The organism is Parafannyhessea sp., assembly GCF_051876455.1.
Taxonomy (GTDB): Bacteria; Actinomycetota; Coriobacteriia; order Coriobacteriales; family Atopobiaceae; genus Parafannyhessea.
The window spans coordinates 1-4,296 of the sequence record NZ_JBJEHW010000063.1; the positions used below are offsets into that span (position 1 = coordinate 1).

The following is a 4,296-nucleotide window of genomic DNA, read 5'->3' on the forward strand; positions in this document are numbered from 1 at the left end:
AGCGGCTACGGTATCAGCCTGCGCGAGCTCGCGCTCTTCGCGGGCGCCACCTACAACGCCGACGACGCCATCCCGCCGTTCGAGAAGGCCATCGACGTGATGCTCTTCAAGGTCGAGGGCCAGACCTACCGCCGCCATCCCGACTGGCTCCGCGCCAACGAGCGCGTCCTCCTGGACAAGATGGACCTCGACCGCGGCACCGTGTGCATCGGCGGGCGCGACTGGCCACTCGCCACGCGCGACTTCCCCACCATCGACCCGGCGGACCCCTTCGCGCTCTCCGCGGGCGAGAAGGACGTGCTCCAGGGGCTCGCGGCCGCCTTCCGCGACGCGGACCGCCTCCACCGGCACGTCGCGTTCCTGTACGAGGAGGGCTCGATCTACCGCGTGTGCGACGGCAACCTGCTGTTCCACGGCTGCGTGCCGCTGCGCGATGACGGCGCGTTCCAGGACGTGATGTGCGACGGCACGCCGCTTTCCGGCAGGGCCTACCTGGACTTCTGCGACCGCATGGCGCGCCGCGCCTGGACCCATGGCGACCAGGACGCGCTCGACTGGATGTACTACCTCTGGTGCGGCGCGCACTCCCCGCTCTCCGGCCGCGTCGTCAAGACGTTCGAGCGCGCCTTCGTGAGCGACCGCGCCGCGTGGGCCGAGCCGCGCGACCCCTACTTCGACCTCGCCGACCGCGCGGACGTCTGTGAGCAGATCCTGGCGGAGTTCGGCCTCACGGGGCCGGAGTGCCGCATCATCAACGGCCACACGCCCGTGCGCGCCGCCGCGGGAGAGAGCCCCGTGCGCGCGGGCGGACGCCGCATCATCATCGACGGCGGCTTCTGCGAGGCATACCACGAGAAGTGCGGCATCGCCGGGTACACGCTCGTCTCGGGATCGCACGACCTGCGCATCAAGGCGCACCGACCCTTCCTGGGGATCGAGGCCGCGCTGGACGACAACGCGGACATCATGAGCGAGAGCGACGTCATCCGCCGCTACGACCACCAGGTCCTCGTGGGCGAGACGGACCGCGGGCGCGAGCTCAGGCGGCAGATCTCGGACCTGGAGGACCTGCTTGCCGCCTTCCTGGACGGCAGCATCCCCGAGCACCTGTGACGGTGCCCGGGGATGCCCTCCCACGCGGCACGGCATTGCGGCCGCGCGGGTCAATCCTGCCTGTGCCTAGCGCCTACCTGACGGCGACCACCTTGTAGCCGGCGTCCGCGACGGCCTTCTCGAGCTTCTTGTTGCTCACGAGCGGGCCGGCGTCCAGGGTAGCGTTCTTGTCCTCGAGCGAGACGCGCACGTTCTTGACGCCACGCACGCCTTCCAGGGCCTCGGTCACGTGCGCCACGCAGTGCTCGCACATCATGCCCTCGATGTCCAGCGTCTTGCTTGCCATTTCGGTACTTCCTTCCGTGTCTGCCGCGGCATCCTCCGCCGCGACGCCTTCCGTCACCTTCGCGCGGGACGCCTTCGCGGCACCCGCGGTCTTGCCACTTGGCTTCCAGGCAAAGAGCCTCAGCGCGTTGGAGACCACGAACACGGAGCTGAAGCCCATGGCCGCCGCACTCACCATGGGGTTGAGCGTGATGCCGAGCGGCGTGAGCACGCCGATGGCCACGGGGATGCAGATCGCGTTGTAGAACAGCGCCCAGAACAGGTTCTGCCTGATGTCGCGCATCGTCGCGCGGGAGAGCTCGATCGCGGTGGCCACGTCCGCCGGGTCGGAGTGCATGAGCACCACGTCCGCGGAACTTATGGCCACGTCCGTGCCGGCGCCGATGGCGATGCCCACGTCCGCACGGGCAAGCGCGGGTGCGTCGTTGATGCCGTCGCCCACCATGGCAACCTTGTGCCCGGCGCGCTGGAGCTCGTGCACCTTCTGCTCCTTCTGGTCGGGCAGCACGCCCGCCACGACCTCGTCCACGCCCACCTGGTCCGCGATGACCTGGGCGGTCTTGGGCTGGTCGCCCGTGAGCATGATCGTGCGCACGCCCATCTGGCGCAGGCGCGCCACGGCGTCGGCGGAGGTCGCCTTCACAACGTCGGCCACGCCGAGCATGCCCAGCACCCTGCCGTCACGTGCGAAGAAGAGCGGCGTCTTCGCGGCCGCGGCGAGCGCGTCCGCCTGCGCGGCGAGGTCGCCCAGGTCCACGCCCTCCTCGGACATGAGGCGCGCGTTGCCCGCAAGGGCGCGGCTGCCGTCCACGGTGGCCTTGATGCCGCCGCCGGCCACCTGCGTGAAGTCCGTGACCGTGGCGTCCGCGGCGACGCCCTCGCCCACGTAGTCGCACACCGCCTGGGCCAGCGGGTGCTCGCTCTTGCGCTCGAGCGCCGCGGCCACGTAGAGCAGGTCCTTCTCGCCCGCGTCGCGTGCGGTCACCACGTCGGTCACCTTGGGCTTGCCCTCCGTGACGGTGCCCGTCTTGTCGAGCACGACGGTGTCGAGCGAGCCGGCAGTCTCGAGCGAGTCGGCGCTCTTGATGAGGATGCCCACCTTGGCGCCGCGCTCCGTGCCCACCATGATGGCCGTGGGCGTGGCGAGGCCCAGCGCGCAGGGGCAGCTGATGACCAGCACGGAGACCGCGTGGTTGAAGGCCACGGCAAAGTTGGCCGGGTCGAGAAACGCGACCCACGCCACCAGCGTCACGGCCGCGATCGCCATGACCACGGGCACGAAGACGCCCGCGATGCGGTCGGCCTGGCGCTCGATGGGCGCCTTGGAGTTGGTGGCCTCGTCCACCAGGCGGATGATGTTCGCGAGCGTGGTGTCGCCACCGACGGCGGTGGCCTCCATCTTGAACCAGCCGCGCTCGGACACCGTGGCGCCCGTCACGTGATCGCCCACGCCCTTCTCCGCGGGAACGGGCTCGCCCGTGATGGCGGACTCGTCCACGGAGGCCTGGCCCTCGCGCACGACGCCGTCCACGGGGACGGACTCGCCGGCGCGCACCACGAGGATGTCGCCCACGCGCACGTCGGTGGTGGGGACGCTCTGCTCCTGGCCGTCGTGCACGACCGTGGCCGTCTTGGGCGCCAGGTTCATGAGGGCGGATATCGAGCTGGTGGTCTTGCCCTTGGCGCGCGCCTCGAAGTACTTGCCGAGGGTGATGAGCACCAGGATCGTGCCGGCGGAGTCGAAGAACAGGCTGTTCATCATCGCGCCGTGGGCCGCGGCCACGTCCATGCGGCCGAGGGCCTCGGCCATCTGGTAGATGCCGACCACGCTGTAGCCAAAGCTCGCCGCGGAGCCGATGGCGATGAGCGAGTCCATGTTGGGCGCAAGGTGGAAGATCGACTTGAAGCCGCGCACGAAGTAGCTGCGGTTGACGAAGATGACGCACATGGCCAGCATGAGCTGCGTCACGGCGGAGGCCATCATGCCCTGCATGCCCGCGAGGCCGGGGACCTCGGGCCAGCCGAGCATCGGCCCCATGGCAAGGTAGAAGAGCGGCACGCCAAACACGAGCGACCACACGAGCTGGTGCTGCTTCTCGAGCACGGCCTTCCTGGCGCTTATCTGCGGGTCCACGAACTCGGGCTCAGCCTTGCCGGCGGCCGCCTGGCCCTGGCTGCGCAGCTTCGCGCCGTAGCCGGCCTTGTCGATCGCCTTCACCACTGCCTCGACGGTCTTGGGGTTGCCGTCGTACGTAAGCTCCATCGAGTTCTTGAGCAGGTTCACGTTTGCGGCAGTCACGCCCTTGACGGCGGCCGCCGACTTCTGCACGCGCGCCTCGCAGGCCGCGCACGTCATGCCCGTGATGTCGAAGGTCTCCTTCGACGGGGCGGTTGCGGTACCCAAACTTGTCACCTCCCGACGGCGCCTACGCGCCGAACTTCTTGAGCAGGTCCATGATCTCGTCCACGACCTCCGTGTCGCCCTGCTGGATGCGCTCGACCACGCAGGTGTGCAGGTGGTCCTTCATGATGATGCGGCTCACGGCCTTGATGGCGCTCTCCGCCGCGGCGAGCTGCGTGAGCACGTCGCCGCAGTAGCGGCCGTCCTCGATCATGTTCTTGACGCCGTTAAGCTGGCCGATCGCGCGGTTGAGGCGCTTGGTCACGTCGCGCTTGAGCTCGTCGGAGCGCGGCGTGTGCTTGTAGGCCACGCCGGTATCACCGGTGCCGCCCGAGCACGCCGGGCAGCCCGGCGCCACGTCCTTCTCGCCCTGCGTTGCGGCTGCCTTTGCCTTGGCCTCTGCCACGACCTCCGGCGCCTGCGTCAGCTCTGCCATGATGACCTCCAAACACGCCGCGACACGCGGCGGACGATGCTGCCTCGCAAGCTCCCTCGAT

Annotated in this window: 3 protein-coding genes; 1 reads left to right on the top strand and 2 read right to left on the bottom strand. The window is 69.4% G+C overall.

Annotated features, from left to right (window positions below; translation table 11 throughout):
- The coding region (locus ACI38Z_RS03005) for a fructose-bisphosphatase class III (RefSeq protein ID WP_439788703.1) at positions 1-1,113 on the top strand (1,113 nt) is incomplete at its 5' end.
- 73 nt (positions 1,114-1,186) lie between these two features.
- Here the strand turns inward: ACI38Z_RS03005 and ACI38Z_RS03010 are convergent.
- Together ACI38Z_RS03010 and ACI38Z_RS03015 are read right to left on the bottom strand one after the other, a co-directional pair.
- Positions 1,187-3,802: a heavy metal translocating P-type ATPase gene (locus ACI38Z_RS03010; RefSeq protein ID WP_439788704.1), complete on the bottom strand. Its 2,616-nt coding sequence runs from the start codon at positions 3,800-3,802 to the stop codon at positions 1,187-1,189.
- A gap of 22 nt (positions 3,803-3,824) precedes the next feature.
- The gene (locus ACI38Z_RS03015) at positions 3,825-4,235 is read right to left on the bottom strand and encodes a metal-sensing transcriptional repressor (protein WP_439788705.1); all 411 of its coding nucleotides are present in this window, start codon (positions 4,233-4,235) and stop codon (positions 3,825-3,827) included.
- Between the last annotated feature and the right edge of the window lie 61 nt (positions 4,236-4,296).

What these genes read in the sequence shown, in the direction of transcription:
- ACI38Z_RS03015 (WP_439788705.1), bottom strand. Translation starts at nt 4,235, where the DNA reads ATGGCAGAGCTGACGCAGGCGCCGGAGGTCGTGGCAGAGGCCAAGGCA.